Here is a 1020-nt window from a genome sequence, read left to right on the forward strand (position 1 = left end):
GACGCGGAACCATTCGAACCCGACACGGGTCAACCGGTCCTTGTGTTCCACGACCAAGGTGCCCCATTCGTCGGATTCCAGCAGGCGCGTGAGCTTGACCCTATGGTCGTTGACGCCGGAACCGACTTCCTTGACGACCTTGACGACCCGGTACCCGGCGGCATTGGCGAATGCGGCCATGCGCTCGGCCTGACGCTCCAAGTCCTCTTTCTGCCGGTTCGTGGACACGCGCGCATACACGGCCGCGTTCCTCAGGTTCTCGACCTTCGGGTCCGGCACGACCACGTGCCCCGTCCCGTCCAAGTATGCGCCGGGAATACGCCCCTTCTTCCACCGCAGGTACGCACCCTTGTAGGTGATACCCTCATTGCGCGCATACTGGGATAATTTCATGGTACCCAGTATACCATAAATAGGTCAGAACATGATAGAATCAGAAAATAGTTACAACACCCTTGCCACCGACACCACCGAAAACTAGGAGAGGAACACAGTAGCTAGTTTTGTACCAAAGCATGGTATTTGCTAGTTCCGTCCGTCTCCCCGTTGGCTGTTGCGGTTCGATGGGCGCCCGGAGCGCCTGTAACGTCCGGGACCGCGCCTTCCATCGGCCTGTTCCAACGGTGTTGGAAGCGTTGGTCGAGTAGTTGGCGGGTGTTGGTGCGCGCCTTGGGGCCCATGTTGTCCGGTTGCTGCCACGAACGTCGTGATTGGATGACACGGGCCGCGTTGATGTCGGCGTGCATGGTTTTGCCGCAGAAACGGCAAGCATATCTGGCTCGGCTGGGCCTGTTGCGTTTACTGGTGTAGCCGCAGCCGGAGCATTCCTGTGACGTGTATTGTGCGGGTACCTGTTCGACTTGGATGCCCGCGCTTTCCTGTATGGATTCGAGTTTGCGCTTCAAGACGGCGCGCCCGGTGCGGGTGATGAGCCGGTTCATGCGCCTGCTCATGCCGCCTCCCCGGAAGAGGCGCTCGACCACGAGCGTCCTGACTTGTTCGGGCCCGTGGGTGAGGGCG

2 protein-coding genes are annotated in these 1020 nt (G+C 60.1%); both read right to left on the bottom strand.

Annotated elements, in window-relative coordinates; genetic code table 11:
• Positions 1–393: recombinase family protein (locus BCUN_RS08935; protein ID WP_034258620.1), on the bottom strand; the 393-nt coding region annotated here is incomplete at its 3' end.
• Positions 394–497: 104 nt separating this feature from the next.
• Positions 498–1020: transposase (locus BCUN_RS11985; RefSeq protein WP_238552373.1), on the bottom strand; the 523-nt coding region annotated here is incomplete at its 5' end.

Source organism: Bifidobacterium cuniculi, assembly GCF_000741575.1.
Classification (GTDB): domain Bacteria; phylum Actinomycetota; class Actinomycetes; order Actinomycetales; family Bifidobacteriaceae; genus Bifidobacterium; species Bifidobacterium cuniculi.